Genomic DNA, 22,114 nt, shown 5'->3' on the forward strand with positions numbered 1-22,114 from the left:
TTAAGAAGCTCCTTTCTTTATAGTAAGCATGAGATGTTTTTTGAGTTGGGATAAGTTTTGAGTGAGAAGTTGGTTATTTTTTTCTCCGAGATAGACCTTGAAATCATTCTCTAAGTCAGCGAAGAGGGCTTGCAGTTTAATGATCTCACTTGTCCCTAGTGGGGTTAGGAAGACTTGTTTTTCGCGGTCGTTCGTAGGAGAGCTTTCTCGATAGATGTAGCCTTTTTGTTCTAAAGAACGAATCATATGGGTGATAGTAGCTTCTGGTTTCATTAAGTAAGTTGCTAGATCCCGTTGGTTCGTTGAAGGGTGTTGATGAATGAATTCTAAGGTTTTAGCTTGCATAGCATTCAGCGAAGAATTTTTAAGACGCTGTCTAATGAGATCTTGTTCGAGGTTAGAGAGTTGAAGAATCAAGGTCACAAGGCTATCCTGTGTCAAAGTTATCGGTCTCCTTTCTAGCGTTTGATTTTATTTTTAACAAAGGTAGTGATTAGCATACCAAGATATACTTGTAATTACAAGTATTTAGCTCAGGCAAATAAATCCTCACGGAGACTATTAAAAGGCCTAATAAGCATGTTATAATACAATTAATTTGGTGTATTTTGCGTTTTTTAAGAGAGCAGTTGCCAAAAATGACTATAAAGCAAGAATTCAACAAAGAAAGGGGTCAAGCAATGGGAGAAAGTTATCCATATAGTGTACAACTTAAGGGGGTCAGTAAGTCGTATACCGATCATTGTGTCTTAGACAACATTGATATGGAACTAGAGAAGGGTAAATTTTATACCTTGCTAGGACCTTCAGGATGTGGAAAGACGACGATTCTACGTTTGATTGCTGGCTTTTCATCAGCGACAACAGGCGAGGTTTTTCTGAACGGACAATTGGTGAATGAAGTACCAGCTGAAAAGCGACAAGTGAACACAGTTTTTCAGGACTATGCGCTTTTTCCGCATATGAATGTGTACGATAATATTGCTTTTGGCCTTCGCGTGAAGGGCGTAGAAGAAGCAACCATTAAAGAAAAAGTCAAAAATGCTTTAGCTTTAATTCAACTTTCTGGGTATGAGTTGCGGGATATTCAAGCTTTGTCTGGGGGACAAAGGCAGCGGATTGCGATTGCACGAGCTATTGTTAATGAACCAGACGTCCTTTTGTTAGATGAGCCGCTATCTGCCTTGGATTTAAAATTACGAACAGCTATGCAGTATGAACTTAGAGAGTTGCAACGCAGACTAGGGATTACCTTTATCTTTGTTACCCACGATCAAGAAGAAGCCCTCGCTATGTCTGATTGGATTTTTGTGATGGACAATGGGAAGATTGTTCAGTCTGGCCCCCCTAAAGATATCTATGATGAGCCTATCAATCGCTACGTTGCCGAGTTTATTGGAGAAAGTAATATTCTTCCTGCCACGATGTTGGAAGATTATAAGGTGCGTTTTTTGGGGAAGGTATTTGTTTGTGAAGATGCCGGAATGAATCCAAATGAATCGGTAGAGGTAGTCATTCGTCCGGAAGATCTAGCGATTTCTAGTGAGAAGAAAGGACAGATTGAAGCCAGAGTGGATACGGTTCTCTTCCGTGGGGTTTTCAATGAGATCATTGCTACTGACCAAACAGGCTACCAATGGCGGGTCCATACAACCAAAAGTTTTGAACATGGCCAAATCATTTATTTAGAGATTGAACCCTATGATATTCACGTGATGCGTTTTGGAGAATCGGAAGAAGATTTTGATGCGAGACTTGAGCAATACAGCGAGGGGGACGACGATGACTAAAAAATACGGACTCTATGTCTGTACTTATTATTTATGGATGGCTTTATTTGTCGTTTTACCGCTCTTGCTATTGGTTTACCAATCCTTTTTTGATACGAGTGGGCAATTTTCATTGGTGAATTATCAAACCTATTTTTCTTCCCCAGCTTATCTTAAAATGACTTTGAATTCCTTTATCTATGCCTTAGCCGTTACTTTTTTTACTTTAGTTTTAGCCTATCCTTTTGCTTACTTTTTGTCTCTTTTAAAGCATAAGAACTTGGTCCTTTTGTTAGTGATCCTACCGACATGGATTAACCTTTTGTTGAAAGCTTACGCCTTCATCGGTTTGTTTAGTCAGGAAGGAACGGTGAACCATGTCTTGGGTTTCTTGGGGATAGCACCTCAACAGCTTTTATTTACCCGAATGGCTTTTATTCTAGTTCTGGTCTACATTGAGCTGCCTTTTATGATTCTTCCCCTTTTTCAGTCGATCGATAAGATTCCAAACGCTCTAACAGAAGCGGCAAGAGACTTAGGGGCTAGTCCCTTACAGAGCTTTTGGAAAGTCACTGTTCCCCTCTCTCTTTCTGGAATTCGAAGTGGTGTTCAAGCGGTATTTATTCCTTCTCTCTCTATGTTTATGATTACCCGATTGATCGGGGGTAACCGTGTGATTACTCTAGGGACTGCGGTTGAAGAACACTACTTAGTCACTCGAAATTGGGGGATGGGTTCGACGATTGGTGTTGTCCTGATGGGAATGATGTTTCTGGTGATGGCCTTGTTAAGGGATAGAAAAGGGGGTAAAAAAGATGAAAAAATATAGCTTTGGAACCCGCATCTATTTAAGCCTTATGTTTTTAGTTCTTTATTTGCCGATTTTCTATTTAATTTTTTATTCCTTTAATAAAGGGACGACGATGAATCACTTTGAAGGCATGAGTTTGATTCACTACCGAGAGTTACTGGAAGATACTCGTCTCTTAGGCAATGTTGTGAATACACTCATCATTGCTCTTCTGTCAGCAGTGATAGCGACGGGGATAGGGACCTTTGGAGCGATGGCTATTTATTTCATGAAAAATCGCTTTTATAGACATTGGTTATTGAATTTAAATAATATTTTGATTGTAACACCTGATGTGATGATAGGGGCAAGTTTTTTGATCTTGTTAACACGGGTGATCGTTATTAAGTTAGGCTTTTGGTCGGTTTTAGTAAGCCATGTTGCCTTTAATATTCCTATTGTGGTTTTGATGGTGTTGCCTCGATTAGAGGAGATGAATGATAACCTCTTATTAGCGGCGAAAGATCTCGGAGCTAATGTTCATCAAATTTTAGTACAGGTTATTCTTCCCAGCATTCAGAAGGGGATTTTTTCTGGTTTCTTAATGGCGCTCACCTATTCCTTTGATGATTTTGCAGTCACTTTTTTTGTTACCGGTAATGGATTTTCAACTTTAGCTTTGGATATTTATTCCAGAGCTCGACGGGGTATTTCCCTAGAAATTAATGCCTTATCGACTTTGATTTTTGGAGTGTCTTTGGCCTTTGTCATTGGGTATTATTTTATTCAAGTACGTCAAATCAAAGATGAGAAGAAAGGTTAGGCGGTCCTATGCGAAAAATAATTCTAGGAATGTTGTCAGTATTAGCGGTTGTGGCAGGTCTATACTTAGGTAAGGAAAGCCTAGTCCCCAAGCAGGATCGAAACGCTGAGAAGACGGTTCATTTCTATAATTGGGGAGATTACATTGATCCTGACTTGCTGAAACAATTTGAAGAAGAAATGGGCTATCATATTGTCTACGATACCTTTGATTCCAATGAAGCTATGATGACTAAAATCGAACAGGGAGGCACCGATTATGATTTAGTGGTCCCTTCAGATTATATGTTGAATAATATGATCAAACATCATTTGCTTTTGCCCTTGGATCACGAAAAATTGCCGAACTTTAAGTATATGGATAACAGACTTTTGAACTTAGATTTTGATTTAGGGAATAAGTATTCTGTTCCGTATTTTTGGGGAACTTTAGGGATTTTGTATGATACGAGACGTGTCTCTCCTGAAGAGATCACTTCTTGGAAAGACTTGTGGAATCCCAAATGGAAAAATAGTTTGTTGGTTATTGATGGGGCTAGAGAAATGCTGGGCGTCAGTTTACAGTCCTTAGGTTATTCGGTGAATGAAGTGGACGATACAAAACTAGAAGAAGCCAGTCAGCAGCTGAAAGCTCTCATGCCCAATATTCAAGCTCTGATTACCGATGAGATTAAAATGTATATGATTCAAGGACAAGCCCCGCTCGCTGTGACCTTTTCAGGAGAAGCAGCCATGGCTATGGAGAAGGCGCCGTATTTAGCATATTCTCTTCCTAAAGAAGGTTCTAATATTTGGTTTGATAACCTCGCTATTCCCAAAACGGCACATAATTTAGAAGGAGCCTATGCTTTGATGAATTTTTTGATGCGGCCGGACGTTGCTGCTAAGAATGCGGAATATATTGGCTATTCAACGCCGAATAAGGCCGCCAAAGAGCAAATGGATCCTGATCAAATCAAAAATTCTATGTTTTATCCTTCAGAAGAGGTGATGAGTCGTTTGGAAATTTATAAAGATCTTGGTCAGGAACGCTTGATTTATTATAATGATTTGTTCTTAGAAGATAAGCTCAGTCAATAAAAAAATCCGCTAACTTTTGTATGGAGAGTTAGCGGATTTTTATTAAGGCTCTTTTGATTATTCACCACCGGTAATCCCAAAGGCTTCCCCAGTGATTTTCCCAGCGGATTCTGAAGCGAGAAATACGGCGAGTCCACCGATTTCTTCAGGTTCAATTAATTGTTTCATCCATTGAGCGCCTAAGATATGCCTTTCTAAGGCTACTGGTCCCGTCTTGGCTAGCGAGGGCAGCTAATTGCCCTTGAATAAGGGCAAGTGTTGGCGGCATCTGGCAGGATGCAATTGGCCGTGATGCCGTTCTTCGCTTCTTCCATGGCCACCGTATTCGTAAAGCCGATCTGCCCATGTTTTGCGGCTACATAAGCGGATTTGTACTTATCTGGACGTTTACCGTGCCCACTGGAGATGGTGATCACTCGACCAAATACTGCTTCTTTCATAGTGGGAAAGCAATGTTTAGTCATCAAGAAGGTTCCTGTTAGAATTGTTGACAGGATTTGATTCCAATCCTCTAGAGGAAAATCTGTAACAGGATGAATCCTTTGCAAGCCGGCATCTGCCACTTTATCTTGTATCTCTTGGCGAATACGTTCAGCCACAAGAGTACTTGATCCTCTTAAACTTCCATCATCAGGTTCACTATCACCTGTTGTATCAATATTTTCAGCGACATCATAAGGGGAAATACGGGCAATGTTATGAAGGGCGGCGTCGCATTGAAGGGAGAGATATTCTTTATAATTATCGACTTCAAAGACAGCCTTAGCGGTATCTTTGACTTGCCAGATGACAGCTACAGCGATTTCGATAGGATTTCCTAAGACATCGTTGATCTTTTGACGCCCATTCGAGAGGGTCATTTTTTTAGGGAGATTGCCTTTTTAGAAGGAGTTACATTAGTGGTTGTTGTACCATCAATAGAGATGCTGGTTGAAGTTGAATGAACATCTCCAGATTGCCCAAGCTGGGTATGGGAGGCAGGGTTCACTGCAACTGAGAAAGGATTTACAAAGTAAATGCCTGCTTCTTTGATGGTCCCTGTGTAATGTCCAAAAAGGGTAAGAACTAAAGCTTCGTTAGGTTTCACGACTTTTATTCCGAATGGAAGGAAGAGATCGAATATCAATAAAAGGATACTCAATGTCAACAATTTGTAACTGTTATGCTGAATAGCTAGAATAATTAAAACAATGTCAACGAAAAGAAATCCGATAAAAAAGATGAAAGCGCCCATTCCCTTCATGGGCTTGATTAATTTTTCTTCCATAATAAAAAACTCTTTCTTTAAACATGTGCTATCTATTTGATATCATTATTTAGATCACTTGTGGACTTGTCAATGAAAGATATAATGTAAGAAATGAGAGAGGAGGAAATCCAATGAAAACTGTTCAAAGGATAAAAGAGTTGGAAACATTTTTTTCAGGACAGGAAGGTGAAAAATGTTGGCGACATCTTCAAGAAGTTCTTCCTATTTATGGTCAACAAGGGCATTACAAAATAAAACCTATTCGATCCCTGCCGAACGCTTATGAAATGCGCATCAAAAAAGGAAAGGGCAGTTATCGATTAGGCTTTTTTGAATCTGAAAGGGACTATACGCTTTTTTATGTGAGTGAGACCCTTCAGAAGGTTAAATTTGATCGAGAAGCTTATAAAGTCGCTCAGTCTTTGAAATAGAGTTTATGACTACGAGGGAATTCACGTTGCCAAAGGGCGCGAAGTTGCTTTTTGAGGGTAGGGGAATGGACATCTTCTTCCCATAGCTTTGAAGTATAGCCTTCTTCTTGAATGATAAGACGCTGGCCGCAACGTTGGATAGCTAGAGAGCGATCTTTCTTTAAAGTATAAAAAGTTAAAGAAAAGTCGCCTGAATTTTTAAGGGCGCGTTCGAGCGTTTTTTGAGCTTGTTTTTCTCCGATTAACCGCATAAGACCCCTCCTTTAGGTGAATAGTAAAAACAGAAAAAGCTTGAGGCCTTTCTTCAATAGAAGAGACCTCAAACTTTTGTATTGCAGAGAATTAGATTGACTTCATGGAAGATAAGGCTGAAAGTAAGTCTTCTTGGTTGGCTTCAATGAAGGCCACTTTGGCCTCAATGAGGCGAGTGTCCATGAGAATTTCTCGACCAAGACCTGGGGTATCCTTCTTAGGAAGGAAGAAGTTCTTGAATTCTTCTAGACGTTTGGACGTATGCAAACAATGAGCGGTCACTGTGATAAAGGTGGCGAATTCCATATCTCCGCCAACCGTTTCTTCTAACCAAGCCCATTCCTCTTGCAACCATTCCCAGGCTTTTTGTTCGCCGAGAGGGTTCGTGAGTACGCCACGATACCATGCACGAAGATCTTGAGGCTTAATGACTTGGCTGTCTTTGAATAGAGAAAGAATGTGATCAAGCATTTCAGAATCTTTGGTATGCGTGATGGCTTGGCGAAGGTCCGCTTTATAACTGGCATTGGAGCTGGTTTGATAGGTATCTAACAAGTCCTTCAAGAAGTCCTTATCCGCAAAATGTTTGACTTCGTTTTGAAGAATTAAGCCACGGATTGCTGCTGGAAGATGAGCGTGCTGTTCTTTGTGGGATTGGTAAAAGGCATGGAGAGCCTTTATCGTTTCGGTATCTTCTGCGTACAAGGCTTGGGCTAAAACATAAGGACGCGCAAGGGAGGCGTCATTAATGTCCTCTGGCTGAGGCAGGCTGCCTAAGACTTGAAGGGCAGGGTGAGCCAATTGATAAACTAAGGCTTTGAGCTGAGCTTCTTGTTCAGAATTAGGACTGACAAAATCTTTCAAAGTTTGTGTCAAATCGTAAATCTTGCTTTGAACAATGGAAGATGGAGAAGCGGCTAAACGCTTCATCACAGGGAGAAGGTCTGCATAGGATCTGTAGCCTCCTTTAGCTAAGAGATCGAGATCTTGAAGGATTTGTAACTGAGTGATTGGATCTAAAAGATCTAATTCGTTTAAAATATCTTCCAAAAGTTCAGGCGAATAGTTCACGATATAGTGAGCACTATTGGAATGATTGAGACGGAAGGCTTTGCCATTAGCTTGGCACATGGCCTGATAATTTGGCAAGGTGAGACTTTTTCCTTCCATAAGTTGAGGAACTTCGTCGTAGTTACTATTTAATGGAATATGCCAGAGGGTTTGACTGTCTTCTTTTTCTCCAATGAAAAATTGTTCTTGATTTAAAAGGAGCATGTCATGATCTAAGGACACGCTGAGGACAGGGTAACCCGGACAATCAAGCCAATTTTCCATGATTTCGCCAATGTTTAAATGACTCGCTTCTCCGAGAGCTTGCCAGAGATCTTTGCCTGCTGCATTGCTATATTGATGGCTTTCGAAGTAGGCTTTAAGCCCCTTCCGAAGGACTTGATCGCCTACTAGAGACCTTACCATCACTAAGAGGCGAGCTCCTTTCGCATAGACGATCGCGGAGTCGAAGATGGCGTCAATTTCACGCGGATCATTCACCATGACATGAACAGATTGAACACCTGCTGTTGCATCTCGACCTAAGGCAGCGGGAGCTTCACTCGTTTGGAAACTTTCCCAAATCTTGTAATCGGGTTGAAGGGCATCAATGGCCACATATTCCATCATATTGGCAAAACTTTCATTAAGCCAGAGGTCATCCCACCATTTCATTGTCACTAAGTCACCAAACCATTGATGAGAGAGTTCGTGTGCAATAACATTTGCAACGACTTGTTTGGTACTGAGTGAGGTATTTTCTGGATCAACGAGGAGGTAGGCTTCTCGGTAGGTGACAAGCCCCCAGTTTTCCATAGCCCCAGCTGAAAAGTCGGGAAGAGCTACCTGATAGGAGTGTTTAAGCGGATAAGGGGTTTGGTAAAAATCTTCAAAAAATTCGATGGAACGTTTAGCAATATCTAAGGCAAAATCAAGATCTTTAGCACGATGAGCTTTGGTAGCAAAAACGCCCACCTCAATGCCGGACTGGGTGTGGGTGGTTTTGCTTTGGAGGTCTCCAAAGACAAAAGCTAACAGGTAGGTGGACATACGAAGGGTCGGCTTGAAATAGTGAATACCGTTTTCATAACGCTCTTCTAATTGGTTCGATAAAACGCGTTCCCCTTCTTTTTCATCGAATTGAATAGCGAGAGAAAAGGTAGCTTTGGCTGCAGGTTCATCAATACATGGAAAGGCCTGACGGGCGAAGGTGGTTTCAAATTGGGTAGCGACTAATTGATTTTTTTCACCAGCCACTTGGTAGTAACAAGGGTATATACCCATCATAGGGTCGGTTAGTTTGGTTTCATAAGTGATAGTGAGCGTGATATCACCTGTTGGAAGAGAAGGAAGAATGAGCTCTTCTTTCTCGTCTGAGCTTTCAAAAGGAATCGCTTGTCCATTGACCGTCACGGATGAAAACTGAAGAAATTTTTGGTTCAAACGAATAGTGGGAGCGAGGGCTTGTCCACAGATAGTGGTTTTTCCTCGAATGGTTTTGAGGGCGCGGTTAATGTTGAAGTAAAGATCGTAGTGATTTGGTTTAAAAAGATCGTAAAGACGACAGGTGTCAGTCATAGTATTACCTCCAGATTTGGTTTATTTTTATTATACGGAAAGGGCTGAGAGATATGCAACTTTTTAAGAGAAAAGTAAGTTTAAAATCTATAAGGCATAGCGTGAGAGCTCTTACAGATTGTATCATGCTAAAAATAAAAATGACGGGATTAGCTGCTAACTTATAGTCACCCCCAAGAGAGGGCATCTTATCTATTCAAAGAATACAAGCGATGGTATCGTTCCCCTAGAGGAAAATCATTTTCCATAATATTTAGTGGGGATGAAGGAATGGAGTAAAGAATATTTTATTTTATTCTTTAACTCTAAGGTATAAATTTTACATATAAAAGAGCGTACTAAAAAAAGATTTTCAAAAGTTTCAAGCGCTTTCTTGATAAAAATAAGAAACATGATATGATGAAAACAGTTAATAAGAGATTGCAGGGGTACTGGAAACAGTTGAGATAACACCCTTTGAACCTGTTTGTTAAGACAAGCGTAGGGAGCAATACAAGGAAAGAAGGCTCTCTATACCTAGGGAGCTTTTTTTGATTGGTAAAGCGTAAGAGGAAGCAATTGATTATTTTTTGCTCTAAGTTTAAATGAATAGTCTTTATTAAAGGAGGTGATGATTGCACGGAATGTGAAGTAGACATAACGTTTTGTCTAAAGGAAAGGAGGCAATTTGTGAGTAACATTAGTGCAGGAGCTATTGATGAGATGCTCAATTGGTTAGCAAGTTTTACCGAAAAACCTGAAGAAAAGGGAGTGACGCGCCCGTTATATACCCAATCTTGGCAACAGGCATTGCTTGGATTAAAGCAGCGATTTGAAGAAATGGGCATGTGTGTTGAGTTTGATGCTGTTGGTAATCTGATTGCGACAGTTGAGGGAGAAACATATCCTGATGAGGTAATTGCTTGTGGTTTACATATTGATACAGTGACTCGTGGTGGGAAGTTTGATGGACAATTAGGCATTGTGGCTGCCTATTTATCGGTTAAAGAATGCTTGGAAGTTTATGGACGCCCTCAAAAAAGTTTACGGATTATTTGTTTAGCAGAAGAAGAGGGTTCACGTTTTCCTTATGTATTTTGGGGGTCAAAGAATTTCTTTGGGTTGGCCAAAAAAGAAGAAGTTGCTACACTTTGTGATACAGAGGGAATAAGCTTTGAAAAGGCTATGCGAGATTGTGGGTTTGATTATTTAATAGGGCAACCACAATTTTGCAATTTAGCCGCTTGGTTTGAGTTACATATCGAACAAGGTCCTTTGTTAGATAGTCATCATGAAGATTTGGGAATTGTGACAAGCATTGCAGGGCAACATCGATGGGATATCCATCTTAAAGGTGTACAAAATCATGCGGGGACAACGATGATGTCTTATCGCCATGATGCAGTAGATTGTATGACTCATATCATCTCTAAGCAATTGGATAAAGCCAAAACAGCGGGAGATCCTTTAGTTTTAACTTTTGGTCGGATATCGGTGATACCGAATCAAGTCAATATCGTGCCTGGTCAAGTCACTTTTTCTATGAATTGTCGGCACACAGATGCGAGCTACTTAAATCAGTTCTTGCAAGAATTAGAAGAAGAGATTTATGCAACGGCTGATCATTATGGGATTGAAGCCGGTCGCGCTGCCTACTTAGCAGGCCCAGGACGGGTCCTTTTAGATGGTGCAGCTCCTTCCTCTCCTAAACGAGACGATGAGAAATAACCCACCTAGTTAAAAAAGAATCCTCTGAAAAGTTAGGGATTTCCATTCGCTTTTCGGAGGATTTTTTTGCTCAAAGAAATTTTTTAGTAGTCGGTTAAGAAAGGAGAAGAAGAAAACAGATAAGAAAGCGGTGAGGGGGAATTTTGGGGAGAAGATTTAAATTTTAGAAAAAGAGGGTTTACATAGGAAGCATTTGGGAGTACGATATTTATGTTGCCTTTTGATGCTGCCCGTTGGTCAAGGGGTTAAGACGCCGCGTTCTCAGCGCGGAATCGCGGGTTCGAATCCCGTACGGGTGATAGATAGTTTGAATTACCTCTGAAGAATGTTGATAGGTCAATATTCTTTAGAGGTAATTTTTGGTTTAGGAAAGAGTTAGTAGAGCTAAAAGAAAAAAACAGGAATTATTAGCTAAATAAAGTAAACAAAATATCTAGAAGGGAATTTATTTTGAAAATTTAGGGTAAACAAAAAGCGGTTAAATCTAACCGCTTTTTGAATTTGAATTTAATGGATGCGGCCAAGGCAGTCCGATGTCGCCAGTGATTGATCACATCATTTCAGTGGCTAAGGGTGGACATCCTAGTGATATTAGCAACCTACAGCTCGCTCATTGGTGTTGTAACAGACAAAAATCAGATAAATTATATAAAAATGTTGAAGAGAAAAAAGTGTTAGGAAATCGAAATCTTCCTCAGAGCCGAAATTGGGCCGATTTTAGAGCGACTAATGAATAGGGGGGTACCTCCCCCACCCCTTGGCTGGCCGAACTTCACGCCGTCATTGCACATATTTTTTCGTGGAAAAGAACTTGTAAAGGAGAAATGAGTATGGAACAAAAAGGAATAGAATATCTCAAGCAGAAATTAGCGAAGTTTAGTCTTCGTGGGACAACAAGGTATCGCTACTATGATATGAAAGTCAATGATAACAAACGGAATTTATTGATGCCAGTAGAAATCCAAGGAAGATATCGATCATGTATTGGTTGGTGTAGTAAAGCGGTGGATGCTTTAGCGGATCGGCTGGTGTTTAGAGAATTTGCAAATGATATATTTGATCTAAATGAGATATTCGAGATGAACTCTTCGGATATCTTTTTTGATTCCGCTATTTTATCAGCGTTGATCACGTCGTGCTGCTTTGTTTATGTGTCACTAGATTCAGAAGGTTTCCCTCGACTTCAAATTATTGAAGGAACAGATGCCACAGGGATTGTGGATCCAGTAACAGGATTACTCACCGAAGGGTATGCCATTCTCGATCGAGATGAACAAGGAAATCCTTCATTGGAAGCTTATTTCTTGCCTGGAATAACTTACTTCTATCAAAAAGGAAAACAAACCTACACGGTAAAAAGTAGTACACCTTACGCAGCACTTGTTCCTATTATCCATCGACCAGATGCGAAGCGGCCTTTTGGTCGGTCAAGAATTACACGGGCATGCATGTATTATCAAAACTATGCCAAACGGACGTTAGAGCGTTCAGACATTTCAGCGGAATTTTATTCTTTCCCTCAAAAGTATATTACAGGGCTATCTCAAGATTCAGAGTTTCTGGATAAGTGGAAAGCAACAATTACTTCCATGTTAGTTTTTCAAAAGGACGAGGATGGGGATTCTCCACATATTGGTCAATTTACGCAACAATCCATGACTCCCCATTTGGAACAGCTAAGAGCCGCCGCTAGTGGTTTCGCTGGGGAATCTGGCTTAACACTAGATGATTTAGGTTTTCCAAGCGATAACCCTTCAAGTGCCGAAGCCATTAAGGCAAGCCACGAAACGCTTAGAGTGACTGCACGGAAAGCACAGCGGTGTTTTGGGTCTGGCTTTTTAAACGTTGGCTATATTGCTTGCTGTATGCGTGATGGATTTGCTTATCGCAGAGCACAATTTTATGAGATTAACCCCAAATGGGAGCCGGTATTCGAAGCAGATGCGACGACTATGTCACTAGTTGGTGATGGAGCGATTAAGATCAATCAAGCCATTCCAGGTTACATGGATAAAGACACTATCAGAGATCTAACAGGATTGGAGGGAGCAGATGGAGCAGGATATAACGCCCAAACTGTGGGAGTCGATTCAAAAGACGTTTTGGCAAAACCTCAAGGAAATGAAAAAGGGGAAAAGTTATAAAGATGCTGATAACTATGCTGATCTAGTGGGTCAAGCGATGGCTAAAGCTTTTCACGACAATGCGGTGGATCTTCCTAATGACAAGATGTATTTCAACATTGCTGATCGGCTCATAAATGGCGCTCTCAGGCAATCCCACCAGCTAGTGTCTAATTATACTGCTGATGCTCAAACGGTCTTAAATAAGCAAGCTGGGCTTGGCATAAAAGGCCTTACAGCAGATATGGACGAGAGTAAAGCTAAAAACCTTGTGGAAGTGGCTTGTAACGCTGATCGCTATGCAGACGTAGCACCAAAAGTAGAACAAGCGATGACATCTTTTGCACGTTCAGTAGTTGTTGATACGATGAAGAAAAATGTGGATTTTCATCACAAGTTGGGGTTATCACCTAAGATTGTGCGCAAGCTAGGCCCTGGAACGAGTAAAAAGCGAAGTAACTCAAGGTGTGAGTTTTGCCGTGAGCGTGTTGGAACGTTTGTCTATAATAAGGAAACGATCGACAAAGATATATTCAGACGACATGCGCATTGTCATTGTACGTTAGAGTATTTTCCCGGTGATGGGAAGAAACAAAACTCTTGGTCTAAGCGATGGGAAGATGTTACCAATAAAGACTTTTCAGAGATGCAGGAGCAAGCAAAAGTAGCTTACCAAGCTAACAAGAAATTACAATCTCTAGCTTATAGTAAAGCGTTAGAGCTTGGCTATTCACCAGTGCCACCCAATAAAGTTGTTCAGACATTGCGAGAAGAATCTAAGAAATGGATACGCAATTTAACTACAGAAGAAAAGCGAGCGATCACTAAATACACTTACAACGGCAAAGATAAAGATGGTTTAAGACTATTTGAAAAGATTAATGGGTATTTGGCAGGTTATTATCAGCCTATTTCACAAAGTGAAGGTGAAATGCTAGATTACATGGTATCCAATATTCAAAACGGTTTATTGAAAAACAATTTGCAGAGAGATATAATTGCTTATAGAAAAGATTATCATGTTAAAGATTTGAACAAGCCTATTGATAAATTCTTGAGTACTTCAGTGACTACTAAAGGAGTAATCGGCGGTGTGCCAAACGTAGCTATTATCATTCCTAAAGGAACTTCAGGAGCTTATATTGAGTTACTTAGTCATATTGATTATAAAAAGCAACGAGAATTTTTAATTAATAGTGGATTGAATCTTGACAAAATATCAGACGATAGAGGACTATTAATTTATAAAGTTAGAGGTGAAAGCAATGAAACTAAGTAAAAAAGAAATAGAAGAAGCTTATCTTGCAAGATTAGAATCTGAAACACGTCAGCCAGAAACTGAAGAACAACGAAAGTTAGCGAAAGAAAGAAGGACAAGAATTAATAAATTGTCATATGAAAGCTTGCGAAAACAAGGCTTTTATGAAGCAGCAGAACGTTTAGGAGGTAAATAATGGCAAGAGACGATTACGATGTTGTTGTTTTTAAGCTACTAGTTTACTTTTACGCTTGTTTGAAGCGTGTAACGGTGTTCAAGCAGGAAGAGTTTGACTTGATCACTAAAAAAGCAGGAGTGAATGAACAGTATCTATTAGATATTTTGCATATGATGCAAAACGAAGGATTGATTGAGGGATTATCGTTTACGATGGCTTGGGGGAAAGTATTAATATTAGTGGGCAACGTTTCAGACGCAAAGATTACAGCTGAAGGTATCCGATATTTGAAAGAAAATGGACAAATGAAAAAAGTACTAGCGTTTTTAATAGATAAAGCTGACACAATTATTAGTTTAGTAAAGCTTGTGGCTTTGATGCAATAACCACCACCTAATCGGTCGGTGGTTTTATTATGTGCAAAAACAGGAGGTATATGGGATGGCGGAAAAGAAAGAGTTAAGAATCAAGTTAAATTTAAGTAATCGGTATGAATTAGACAAAGTGATTAACGGATGGATGGACGCCGTTCAAAAGATGGAAACGGAGAATAACTATGAATGCACGCTGCTTGAAATTCATGTTGAATATGATTAATCGTTCGAAAATTATCAAAAAGCTTGATTTAACAGCTTTTAATCGTGAGTGAATCGTGTGAAGTCGTAGCCATACGGCTTTTTTATTTTACAGAAAAAGGGGAGATGGCATGACACGTTTAGGCAATCCGAGGCCTACTAGGTCTGTCATTTTGCCATATAAAGAGAGTAAATTCCAAGAAGCCATTGATTTATATGAAAAGAGCGGTAGGAAAGCTCAACAGTGGCAAATTGACATGATGAAAGACATTATGGCCGTCAATGAAGACGGTTTGTGGACGCATACGAAGTTTGGCTATTCTCTTCCTCGACGGAACGGAAAGAATGAACTGGTTGTTATGCGTGAATTGTGGGCACTTAAAAATGGCGAGGAAGTGATGCATACAGCACACCGAATTTCCGCTTCTCATTCAGCTTGGGAGAAGTTGTGTTATATGTTGGATAAAGCGGGGGTAGAGTATAAATCCATTCGAGCTAAAGGGCAAGAATTGATTGAACTTGAAGAAGGGGGACGTGTCCAATTCCGTACTCGTACCAGTAATGGGGGTCTTGGTGAAGGCATGGACCTAATGATTATTGATGAAGCGCAAGAGTACACGGATGATCAAGAATCAAGCTTAAAATATGTGGTGACGAGTTCACAAAATCCACAGACGATCCTCTTAGGAACGCCCCCCACAGCCGTTTCCGCTGGTACAGTGTTTCCTAAGTTTAGAAAGGCTGTTTTAAACGGTGACAAGCCAGATAATGGCTGGGCAGAATGGGGAGTAGATGAACAGACAGACGTACATGACGTAGAAGCGTGGTATTTAACCAATCCTTCTCTGGGGTCAATCTTTACAGAACGCTCGATAAGAGACGAGATAGGTCCGGACACGGACGATTTCAACATTCAACGTCTGGGCTTGTGGATTTCTTATAACCAAAAATCAGCCATCACCGCAGAGGAATGGGGACGCTTAGCTGTTAAACGATTGCCAAAATTGACTAGCAAGCTCTATGTTGGCATTAAGTATGGCAACGATGGAGCAAATGTGGCCATGAGTATTGCGGTGAAATCAACAAAAAATAGGGTATTTATTGAGGCAATTGATTGTCGATCCGTTCGTGGTGGGAATCAATGGATTCTTAACTTTTTGAAATCAGCATCAGTTGAAAAATTTGTTAATACAAAGGCGTTCCAAGGGACATTGTTAGCCCATACTGATGGAAATGTACCTAATTTTGTGGTGCATTTAGATAAAATGGATGCATATCATTTAGGGCATATGATCTACTTCTTTGAGATTGCAATAGGGATGAGTGGTTATTTAAATGGAGTCAATCCATTTAATCAACCAGGCGTAGAAGCTTATAAGAAAAATATGTTTGCCTTATTAGGTAAACCTGGTTATGAAGAATTAGCAACAGCGTTGAATGCACGGTTAAATCAATAAAAGTGTTCAAAGTAAGGAAATACGTTTTGATAAGGAAGGTTAAGCAAGAAAGGCTATTAATTGTAAGTCAATAATTTCTTGCCCTCATTTTAACTATTTGGGAGAGGTGTTTTGTGTGACAGTAGCTGTCTGTCACATGAAGCCTTTCCTTTTTTTTGCCTCAAAATAAATAGAATGGGAAGAAAAATACTTGCAGTTATGTTTTCTATTTGATATCATAATGATATCAAATAGAAAAGGTGTGTGATGAAAATGTCTACGCAATCTCAGAATTTTAGTGAAGAAGAATTAAAACTAAAGTCTAATGGGTTACAGATTCAATTCTTCATTTTCCTTTTGTTAATAGCTAGCATAGGGTTGATAGGTCTTGGAGCTATGTCAAATGAGAACAATGGAAGTGTTTTCTGCATTATTTTAGGTAGTATCGGTATTATTATTTCAACTGTTTTGCAGATGGGAATGAAAATTTTAAAGCCTAAAGAAGCACTGGTGTTAACCTTATTTGGACATTATGCTGGCACAATCAAGCAGCCAGGTTTTTATTTTGTGAATCCTTTTTCAACAGCTGTTAACCCAGCAGCGAGAACGCAATTAGGGCAAAGTGGTGATGTGAAAGGAAGAGATGTGGAGTTAGGGAAAAAAATCTCACTGAAAGTAATGACTTTAAATAATAGTAAACAAAAAATTAATGATTATTTAGGAAATCCAGTAGAGATAGGGATTGCGGTGACTTGGAAAATAGTAGATACAGCCAAGGCAGTATTTGCTGTAAATAATTATAAAGAGTATCTTTCTCTACAAGCAGACACGGCTTTGCGTGATATTGTGCGCCAATATCCTTATGATGTAAATCCACGCTATGAAATTGATACCACTGGAGATGGAGAACCTGATGATGGCTCTTTAAGGGGATCTAGTGAAATAGTGGCTAAGCGTATTAAAGAAGAAATTCAAAAACGTGTGCAATGTGCGGGATTAGAAATTGTAGAAGCTAAAATTACACACTTATCCTATGCTTCAGAAATTGCAGCAGCGATGCTTCAAAGACAGCAAGCGGCAGCTTTAATTGATGCACGTGCTATGATTGTTGATGGAGCCGTAGGCATGGTAGAGATGGCTTTGGACAAGCTACAAGACCAAGGTGTTGTGGAATTAGACGAAGAACGTAAAGCTGCAATGGTTTCTAACTTACTAGTGGTACTTTGTAGTAATAAAGAGGCCAGCCCAATTGTGAATTCAGGAAGTCTATATTGATGGCTGCTAAGAAGCAAGTGCCGCTTCGTATTTCTCAATCCCTTTATGCTCAATTGTCTGCTTGGGCAGAGGATGATTTCCGTTCATTGAATGGTCAAATTGAATATTTATTAACAGAATGTGTGAAACAACGCAAACGTAATGGAGAATATGTTTCAAAAACCTTAGATGAAAAAATAAAATTAGATATTCATTAATCCATGCCGATAAAGAAAAATAAGAGTTTTTTATGCGCTATTAGAGGGTAAAGAAAGGAGGAAAGATATGTTAAAAATAAATCAATTAAAAAAAGCTTTTGGAAGCAAACAAGTTTTATTTGGACTTAATTTTGAAGTGAAGGAAGGCAGAATACTGGGGCTAATAGGTAAAAATGGTGCGGGGAAAACCACTATTTTTCACAGTATTTTGAATTTCATAGACTATGAAGGTGAGGTGACATGGCAAGGAAAGGCGTTAACTCAAAAAGATTACAATAAAATTGGCTACTTACCAGAAGAACGTAGTTTGATGCCTAAATTGACAGTAGAACGACAAGTAGGTTTTTTAGCGCAATTAAAAGGAATGCCACGAGATGCTATCAAAGAAGAATTACCTCACTGGATGGAGCGGTTGGCAGTTAAAGGAAAGTTAAGTGATAAAATTAAGAGCTTATCAAAAGGAAACCAACAAAAAGTGCAATTAATTGCCACTTTAATTCATCGGCCACAATTGATTATTTTGGATGAACCATTCAGCGGATTAGATCCAGTTAATGTTGATTTGATGAAAAAAGAAATTTTAGTGCAAAAGAAAAGAGGCGCCACGATTATTTTCTCTGAGCATAATATGCGAAATGTGGAAGAATTATGTGATGATGTTGTCATGATTAAGGAGGGTGGTGTAGCTTTACAAGGCAGTGTGAATGCAGTGAGGAATCAGTTTGGATTGACACGCCTATTTGTTAGAACGACACATAGTGTGGAAGAAATTAGACAATTATCGGGAGTAGAGAAAGTAGAAGTGTTAAACGATGGAAAGTATTATTTGCATTTGCGCAATGCGGATGATGGTAAAGCGCTTTTTTCATACTTTTCTCAAGGCGATTATGTTCAAACTTTTGATCAAGAGCCTCCAACATTAAATGAAATTTTTAGATTGAAAGCGGGGGATGCCTCATGACAAAAATTTTCATGGTAGCCAAAGAAACTTTTTGGCGGCAAGTCAAGTCATGGAGTTTTTTATTGTTAATTTTAGGACCTTTTTTGGTTATTGGTATTAATGTTGGGATTGGTGTGCTTAGTCAATCTGAAAAATCAGAAGATACAATAGGTATGGTCATTGTTGATCAAAAACTTTCTTCAGCCTTTTCCGATGGTTATCGCTTATATGATAATGAAAAACAAGCGGAAATAGATTTTGAAGATCAAAAAATTAAAGAATATGTTACAGTTGATGTAGTGGATAATGCACAAATAAAGTTGACTTATCATGGCAAAGCAAACTGTTCTGCAAAGTTGAAGCAGAAATTATTGATGCAAGCGCAAGTCGTGCAACAAACGTTGAACCAACAAGTCGCTCATCTAAAGCCTCAGCAGATTGAACAATTAAGCTTGCAACCTCAGTTTGAAGAATACAATATTGGTAAGATAGAAGAATCAGTGAATAATACTGATGTTAAAATGGGAAGTTTTGTTATTCTCTGTTTTTTCTTATATCTTTTGTTAATGATCTATGTAGGGGTTACTTCACAGGAAGTTGCTGTTGAAAAAGGAACAAAAATTATGGAAATCATTTTTTCCAGCATGCCAGGAGGCGATTATTTTATCGGTAAGTTGTTGGGATTAATGGGAGAAATTATATTGCATATTGGCATCTATATTGTTGGAGGGTATATGGCTTGGCAGGGTGTAAAGCATTTAGATGCACTAGAACATTATGTAGCGATGGGGGAACCTTTCTTTAAAGCCTTCTTGAAAAATATAGGTTTAGTGAACCTAATTTATATTGTGATTGCTTTAATCCTTAGTATCACATTAGCTATTTTTTGTGGGGCATTGTCTAGTAAACCTGAAAATGCGAATAAATCGGGTCAACCGGTTTTCTATCTTGTTATTCTTGGGTTTGTTTTGGGCATGACTTTTCAAAATCAACCAGATAGTACCATTTTATCTGTGGTCTCTTATATCCCCTTACTTTCCTCTTTTACAATGCCTATTCGAATTATTAATGAAACGGCAAGTACGCTGTCGGTTAGTCTTTCGTTAGGAATAAATTTAATCACACTAATAGGAGTGATTTATCTCATTAGGCGGTTATATCCACGTTTAATTTTACAAACGGATGATGCGATTTGGAAAGCGTTAAAGAGAAGTTTTCAAGGGTAATAAAAAATGCTTGCTTGTGCTGGCTTTGAAAAAAGAACAGCGACAAGCGGCATTTTTGGTTATAATACTTCTAAAAAAAGGGAAAATAAGAGGAGAAATATGGAATATTTCTTTAGACATGTTGCAGATGGTGAAGTGAGTTTTAATGTGGCAGTAGTCAAGCTATGTTTACTTTTTGTAATACTAGGGGTCTATCGTTTTCGTCATAGTAAATGGCTTCTTCAAGTGACTTTTATAGGGTTATTGATATTACAAGGACTTTTGATGGTATGGTATCTTGGCGAACCTGCCTTATTTTTAAAAGAGGGACTGCCTTTTTACCATTGTCGATTAGTAGCTTGTATCTTACCGTTTGCTTATTGGTTGAAAAGAGAAAAATTGACTCTTTATTTGGCTTGGTTAGGGATTATTGGCACGATAGTAGCTTTCAGTGTGCCAGATCCTTCAAAATATTTATGGCCCCATATTACCAATTTGACCTATATTGGCTCCCACGTATTATTGATGGTTTCAGGGATACTTGTACTTGCACAAATACATTCTGCGTTGAAAGTAAAAACGGTTTTCGCTATCAGTACGTAGATGAATGGGCTGTCTTGTTGGGGTTAATTTAGTGTTGCATGCCAATTATAGTTATTTAATGGCCTTGCCATTTGATTTAGGCTTTCGTCCTTCTTTACCATTAATTTTTGGAGCGACGCCGCTATTAATGACAGCTACTACTAGCTTTTTGGCAGCTTGGCAAATTGTACGTAAGTTACACGTTAGACAATTAAGAAAGCATGCGTTAGAAGTCGAGTAACCAATTATTAGTTGATAAAGAAGAGCATTCGCAGAGAGTGGATGCTTTTTTGTATGCTAACTTTTATCAAAATTGGTCGAAATGATAAGATTAGCAGAGTCTAAATGGGAGTCCTTTCACTTAGGAGGATCAAGACCAGATAAAAAAGATAACGTTTTATTGTCAAATCGGATGAAACGTGGTATGCTTACGGTATAGAAATAAATGGTTATTGCAGGGGTACTGGCAACAGTTGAGAGAATACCCTTTGAACCTGTTTGTTAAGACAAGTGTAGGGAGCAATAGTGTTGAGAAGTTCTCCCTGTTTTGAGGGAGTTTTTTTATGGATTGGAAAAGAAGTGACTTATGAAAATTGCATTATTAGAACCTTTAAGAGTATCCCGATCGACTATTGATAAGTTGGCTTTGCCTTTACGGAAATTAGGACATGACTTTATTGCATATGATTCGAAAGCAAAAACATCAGAAGAACTTTTTGCACGTAGTAAGGCATGTGAAGTGGTCATGATTGCTAATACGCCTTATCCAAGGAAAGTTATCTCTCGATTAACGCAGACACGTTTGATTAATGTAGCTTTTACTGGTGTGGATCATGTGGACATGAGTGCTTGTCGAGAGAAAGGAATTAAAGTGTGCAATGCTGCTGGATATTCCAACCAAGCGGTTGCTGAACAAGCTATCGGTATGGCCTTATCACTTTATCGCCACTTGAATAAATCTGATCAAACCATTCGCTTGGGTAATTCTTTTCTTGGGCCAATGATGGGCCAAGAAATAAAAGGAAAAACAGTCGGTATTGTTGGAACAGGCGCAATTGGATTAGCAACTGCACGTTTGTTTAAAGCGTTTGGTGCTCAATTATTAGGATATAATCGCACGCAAAAAACAGAAGCTTTAGCCATGGGTATGACGTATTGCTCTTTGGATACTTTATTGGCAAAAAGTGATATTGTGAGCGTACATTTACCTGCTACTGTAGAAACTAAGCACTTGTTAGATGCTCATGCTTTTCGTCGAATGAAAAAATCAGCAATCTTCTTGAATTTAGCACGAGGTGCTATTGTAGATAATTACGCACTAGCCTGTGCCTTAAATGCAGGCGAATTGGCAGGGGCAGGGATTGATGTATTTGAAACGGAACCACCATTACCTGATGATTATCCACTACTTAGTGCTCATAACTGTTTACTCACGCCACACACCGCTTATCTGACACAAGAAGCCATGCTTCATCGGGCACAAATTGCTTTTGATAAGACTCTAGCTTATGTAGAAGGCAAAGCGGTGAATTATATGTTGTCTTAATGAACTATTTTCTATTGAAGGAGGTGAGGATACACTGAGAACGAATGGACAATAACGTTTTTACCTAAAAA

Annotated in this window: 23 protein-coding genes, 1 tRNA gene, 3 pseudogenes and 2 riboswitches; of the genes and pseudogenes, 21 read left to right on the forward strand and 6 right to left on the reverse strand. The window is 39.2% G+C overall.

The genetic code is table 11. From position 1 onward, the window contains the following. Nucleotides 1–441, reverse strand: coding sequence for a MarR family winged helix-turn-helix transcriptional regulator (locus tag AWM71_RS06495; RefSeq protein ID WP_060777193.1), 441 nt, complete (start codon nt 439–441; stop codon nt 1–3). Between the two features lie 239 nt (nt 442–680). Here AWM71_RS06495 and AWM71_RS06500 point away from each other — a divergent pair, with 239 nt between their 5' ends. Genes AWM71_RS06500 through AWM71_RS06515 form a run of 4 tightly spaced genes read left to right on the forward strand, consistent with a single transcriptional unit; the run spans nt 681 to nt 4,461 of the window. Beyond that, a complete protein-coding gene (locus AWM71_RS06500; protein ID WP_060777478.1) occupies nt 681–1,790 on the forward strand; it encodes an ABC transporter ATP-binding protein in 1,110 nt (369 codons plus the stop codon). Next, nucleotides 1,783–2,598: an ABC transporter permease gene (locus AWM71_RS06505; protein ID WP_060777194.1), complete on the forward strand. Its 816-nt coding sequence runs from the start codon at nt 1,783–1,785 to the stop codon at nt 2,596–2,598. The genes AWM71_RS06500 and AWM71_RS06505 overlap by 8 nt, the downstream gene beginning before the upstream one ends. Then, nucleotides 2,585–3,382, forward strand: a complete 798-nt coding sequence (locus tag AWM71_RS06510; protein WP_060777195.1) for an ABC transporter permease — start codon at nt 2,585–2,587, stop codon at nt 3,380–3,382. Before AWM71_RS06505 ends, AWM71_RS06510 begins: the two co-directional genes overlap by 14 nt. Nucleotides 3,383–3,390: 8 nt before the next feature. After that, nucleotides 3,391–4,461 carry an ABC transporter substrate-binding protein gene (locus AWM71_RS06515; protein ID WP_060777196.1) on the forward strand — a complete coding sequence of 357 codons (1,071 nt, stop codon included), beginning with the start codon at nt 3,391–3,393 and terminating at the stop codon, nt 4,459–4,461. 57 nt (nt 4,462–4,518) lie between these two features. On the opposite strand, the gene AWM71_RS08560 is transcribed toward AWM71_RS06515, so the two are convergent. The 3 genes and pseudogenes from AWM71_RS08560 to AWM71_RS08690 all read right to left on the reverse strand — a co-directional run. Continuing rightward, nucleotides 4,519–4,629: an SDR family oxidoreductase gene (locus AWM71_RS08560; RefSeq protein ID WP_082632700.1), complete on the reverse strand. Its 111-nt coding sequence runs from the start codon at nt 4,627–4,629 to the stop codon at nt 4,519–4,521. Nucleotides 4,630–4,679: 50 nt separating this feature from the next. Further along, entirely contained in the window at nt 4,680–5,024 is a 345-nt protein-coding gene (locus AWM71_RS08685) for an SDR family NAD(P)-dependent oxidoreductase (protein ID WP_417859223.1), read from the reverse strand. Beyond that, nucleotides 5,004–5,728 (reverse strand): annotated as a pseudogene (locus tag AWM71_RS08690) (SPFH domain-containing protein); the annotation flags it as partial. The pseudogene AWM71_RS08690 and the gene AWM71_RS08685, both read right to left, overlap by 21 nt. A 113-nt stretch (nt 5,729–5,841) precedes the next feature. Here AWM71_RS08690 and AWM71_RS06530 point away from each other — a divergent pair. Then, complete coding sequence (locus AWM71_RS06530) at nt 5,842–6,141, forward strand: hypothetical protein (protein WP_060777198.1); 300 nt, start codon at nt 5,842–5,844, stop codon at nt 6,139–6,141. On the opposite strand, the gene AWM71_RS06535 is transcribed toward AWM71_RS06530, so the two are convergent. Both AWM71_RS06535 and AWM71_RS06540 read right to left on the reverse strand, forming a co-directional pair. After that, entirely contained in the window at nt 6,126–6,392 is a 267-nt protein-coding gene (locus AWM71_RS06535) for a hypothetical protein (protein ID WP_060777199.1), read from the reverse strand. The genes AWM71_RS06530 and AWM71_RS06535 overlap by 16 nt on opposite strands. Nucleotides 6,393–6,483: 91 nt before the next feature. Then, nucleotides 6,484–9,021, reverse strand: a complete 2,538-nt coding sequence (locus AWM71_RS06540; RefSeq protein WP_060777200.1) for a M1 family metallopeptidase — start codon at nt 9,019–9,021, stop codon at nt 6,484–6,486. Nucleotides 9,022–9,435: 414 nt separating this feature from the next. Next, nucleotides 9,436–9,525: riboswitch (TPP riboswitch) on the forward strand. A 165-nt stretch (nt 9,526–9,690) separates the two neighbouring features. Here AWM71_RS06540 and AWM71_RS06545 point away from each other — a divergent pair. From AWM71_RS06545 to AWM71_RS06615, 16 genes and pseudogenes are all read left to right on the forward strand, one after another. Then, nucleotides 9,691–10,728 carry a hydantoinase/carbamoylase family amidase gene (locus tag AWM71_RS06545; protein WP_201783954.1) on the forward strand — a complete coding sequence of 346 codons (1,038 nt, stop codon included), beginning with the start codon at nt 9,691–9,693 and terminating at the stop codon, nt 10,726–10,728. Nucleotides 10,729–10,955: 227 nt separating this feature from the next. After that, nucleotides 10,956–11,027 (forward strand) — tRNA-Glu (locus tag AWM71_RS06550). 231 nt (nt 11,028–11,258) lie between these two features. Next, nucleotides 11,259–11,465: pseudogene (locus AWM71_RS08015) on the forward strand (HNH endonuclease); the annotation flags it as partial. A 93-nt stretch (nt 11,466–11,558) separates the two neighbouring features. Beyond that, entirely contained in the window at nt 11,559–12,872 is a 1,314-nt protein-coding gene (locus AWM71_RS06555; RefSeq protein WP_060777201.1) for a phage portal protein, read from the forward strand. Continuing rightward, entirely contained in the window at nt 12,781–14,130 is a 1,350-nt protein-coding gene (locus AWM71_RS08480; RefSeq protein WP_236701115.1) for an ADP-ribosyltransferase, read from the forward strand. The genes AWM71_RS06555 and AWM71_RS08480 overlap by 92 nt, the downstream gene beginning before the upstream one ends. Beyond that, on the forward strand, nt 14,117–14,305 hold the full coding sequence (locus AWM71_RS06570; protein WP_060777202.1) for a hypothetical protein: 189 nt from the start codon (nt 14,117–14,119) through the stop codon (nt 14,303–14,305). The genes AWM71_RS08480 and AWM71_RS06570 overlap by 14 nt, the downstream gene beginning before the upstream one ends. Continuing rightward, complete coding sequence (locus AWM71_RS06575; RefSeq protein ID WP_060777203.1) at nt 14,305–14,673, forward strand: YjcQ family protein; 369 nt, start codon at nt 14,305–14,307, stop codon at nt 14,671–14,673. The genes AWM71_RS06570 and AWM71_RS06575 overlap by 1 nt, the downstream gene beginning before the upstream one ends. Nucleotides 14,674–14,728: 55 nt before the next feature. Beyond that, on the forward strand, nt 14,729–14,884 hold the full coding sequence (locus AWM71_RS08280) for a hypothetical protein (protein ID WP_158320036.1): 156 nt from the start codon (nt 14,729–14,731) through the stop codon (nt 14,882–14,884). Nucleotides 14,885–16,043: 1,159 nt separating this feature from the next. Beyond that, nucleotides 16,044–16,319: pseudogene (gene pgi / locus AWM71_RS08620) on the forward strand (glucose-6-phosphate isomerase); the annotation flags it as partial. A gap of 246 nt (nt 16,320–16,565) precedes the next feature. Then, complete coding sequence (locus AWM71_RS06585) at nt 16,566–17,573, forward strand: SPFH domain-containing protein (RefSeq protein ID WP_060777204.1); 1,008 nt, start codon at nt 16,566–16,568, stop codon at nt 17,571–17,573. Further along, nucleotides 17,567–17,770 carry a type II toxin-antitoxin system antitoxin gene (locus AWM71_RS06590; protein WP_180947039.1) on the forward strand — a complete coding sequence of 68 codons (204 nt, stop codon included), beginning with the start codon at nt 17,567–17,569 and terminating at the stop codon, nt 17,768–17,770. The genes AWM71_RS06585 and AWM71_RS06590 overlap by 7 nt, the downstream gene beginning before the upstream one ends. A gap of 67 nt (nt 17,771–17,837) precedes the next feature. Beyond that, entirely contained in the window at nt 17,838–18,731 is an 894-nt protein-coding gene (locus AWM71_RS06595) for an ABC transporter ATP-binding protein (protein ID WP_060777206.1), read from the forward strand. Then, nucleotides 18,728–19,936, forward strand: coding sequence for an ABC transporter permease (locus tag AWM71_RS06600; RefSeq protein WP_060777207.1), 1,209 nt, complete (start codon nt 18,728–18,730; stop codon nt 19,934–19,936). The genes AWM71_RS06595 and AWM71_RS06600 overlap by 4 nt, the downstream gene beginning before the upstream one ends. Nucleotides 19,937–20,035: 99 nt before the next feature. Beyond that, on the forward strand, nt 20,036–20,518 hold the full coding sequence (locus AWM71_RS06605) for a TMEM164 family acyltransferase (RefSeq protein WP_158320037.1): 483 nt from the start codon (nt 20,036–20,038) through the stop codon (nt 20,516–20,518). A gap of 4 nt (nt 20,519–20,522) precedes the next feature. Continuing rightward, nucleotides 20,523–20,738 carry a hypothetical protein gene (locus AWM71_RS06610; protein WP_060777209.1) on the forward strand — a complete coding sequence of 72 codons (216 nt, stop codon included), beginning with the start codon at nt 20,523–20,525 and terminating at the stop codon, nt 20,736–20,738. Between the two features lie 205 nt (nt 20,739–20,943). Then, nucleotides 20,944–21,033, forward strand: a riboswitch (TPP riboswitch). 50 nt (nt 21,034–21,083) lie between these two features. Beyond that, the gene (locus AWM71_RS06615) at nt 21,084–22,043 is read left to right on the forward strand and encodes an NAD(P)-dependent oxidoreductase (RefSeq protein WP_060777210.1); all 960 of its coding nucleotides are present in this window, start codon (nt 21,084–21,086) and stop codon (nt 22,041–22,043) included. Nucleotides 22,044–22,114 lie beyond the last annotated feature (71 nt).

Source organism: Aerococcus christensenii, from assembly GCF_001543105.1.
GTDB lineage: Bacteria > Bacillota > Bacilli > Lactobacillales > Aerococcaceae > Aerococcus > Aerococcus christensenii.

Coding starts and splice junctions, on each gene's coding strand:
- AWM71_RS06585 (WP_060777204.1), top strand. CDS start 16,566: ATGAAAATGTCTACGCAATCTCAGAATTTTAGTGAAGAAGAATTAAAA.
- AWM71_RS06570 (WP_060777202.1), top strand. CDS start 14,117: ATGAAACTAAGTAAAAAAGAAATAGAAGAAGCTTATCTTGCAAGATTA.
- AWM71_RS06530 (WP_060777198.1), top strand. CDS start 5,842: ATGAAAACTGTTCAAAGGATAAAAGAGTTGGAAACATTTTTTTCAGGA.
- AWM71_RS08560 (WP_082632700.1), bottom strand. CDS start 4,629: ATGAAACAATTAATTGAACCTGAAGAAATCGGTGGACTCGCCGTATTT.
- AWM71_RS06505 (WP_060777194.1), top strand. CDS start 1,783: ATGACTAAAAAATACGGACTCTATGTCTGTACTTATTATTTATGGATG.
- AWM71_RS06610 (WP_060777209.1), top strand. CDS start 20,523: ATGGGCTGTCTTGTTGGGGTTAATTTAGTGTTGCATGCCAATTATAGT.
- AWM71_RS06555 (WP_060777201.1), top strand. CDS start 11,559: ATGGAACAAAAAGGAATAGAATATCTCAAGCAGAAATTAGCGAAGTTT.
- AWM71_RS06540 (WP_060777200.1), bottom strand. CDS start 9,021: ATGACTGACACCTGTCGTCTTTACGATCTTTTTAAACCAAATCACTAC.
- AWM71_RS06510 (WP_060777195.1), top strand. CDS start 2,585: ATGAAAAAATATAGCTTTGGAACCCGCATCTATTTAAGCCTTATGTTT.
- AWM71_RS06575 (WP_060777203.1), top strand. CDS start 14,305: ATGGCAAGAGACGATTACGATGTTGTTGTTTTTAAGCTACTAGTTTAC.
- AWM71_RS08280 (WP_158320036.1), top strand. CDS start 14,729: ATGGCGGAAAAGAAAGAGTTAAGAATCAAGTTAAATTTAAGTAATCGG.
- AWM71_RS06535 (WP_060777199.1), bottom strand. CDS start 6,392: ATGCGGTTAATCGGAGAAAAACAAGCTCAAAAAACGCTCGAACGCGCC.
- AWM71_RS06615 (WP_060777210.1), top strand. CDS start 21,084: ATGAAAATTGCATTATTAGAACCTTTAAGAGTATCCCGATCGACTATT.
- AWM71_RS06600 (WP_060777207.1), top strand. CDS start 18,728: ATGACAAAAATTTTCATGGTAGCCAAAGAAACTTTTTGGCGGCAAGTC.
- AWM71_RS08480 (WP_236701115.1), top strand. CDS start 12,781: ATGGAGCAGGATATAACGCCCAAACTGTGGGAGTCGATTCAAAAGACG.
- AWM71_RS06595 (WP_060777206.1), top strand. CDS start 17,838: ATGTTAAAAATAAATCAATTAAAAAAAGCTTTTGGAAGCAAACAAGTT.
- AWM71_RS06515 (WP_060777196.1), top strand. CDS start 3,391: ATGCGAAAAATAATTCTAGGAATGTTGTCAGTATTAGCGGTTGTGGCA.
- AWM71_RS06500 (WP_060777478.1), top strand. CDS start 681: ATGGGAGAAAGTTATCCATATAGTGTACAACTTAAGGGGGTCAGTAAG.
- AWM71_RS06605 (WP_158320037.1), top strand. CDS start 20,036: ATGGAATATTTCTTTAGACATGTTGCAGATGGTGAAGTGAGTTTTAAT.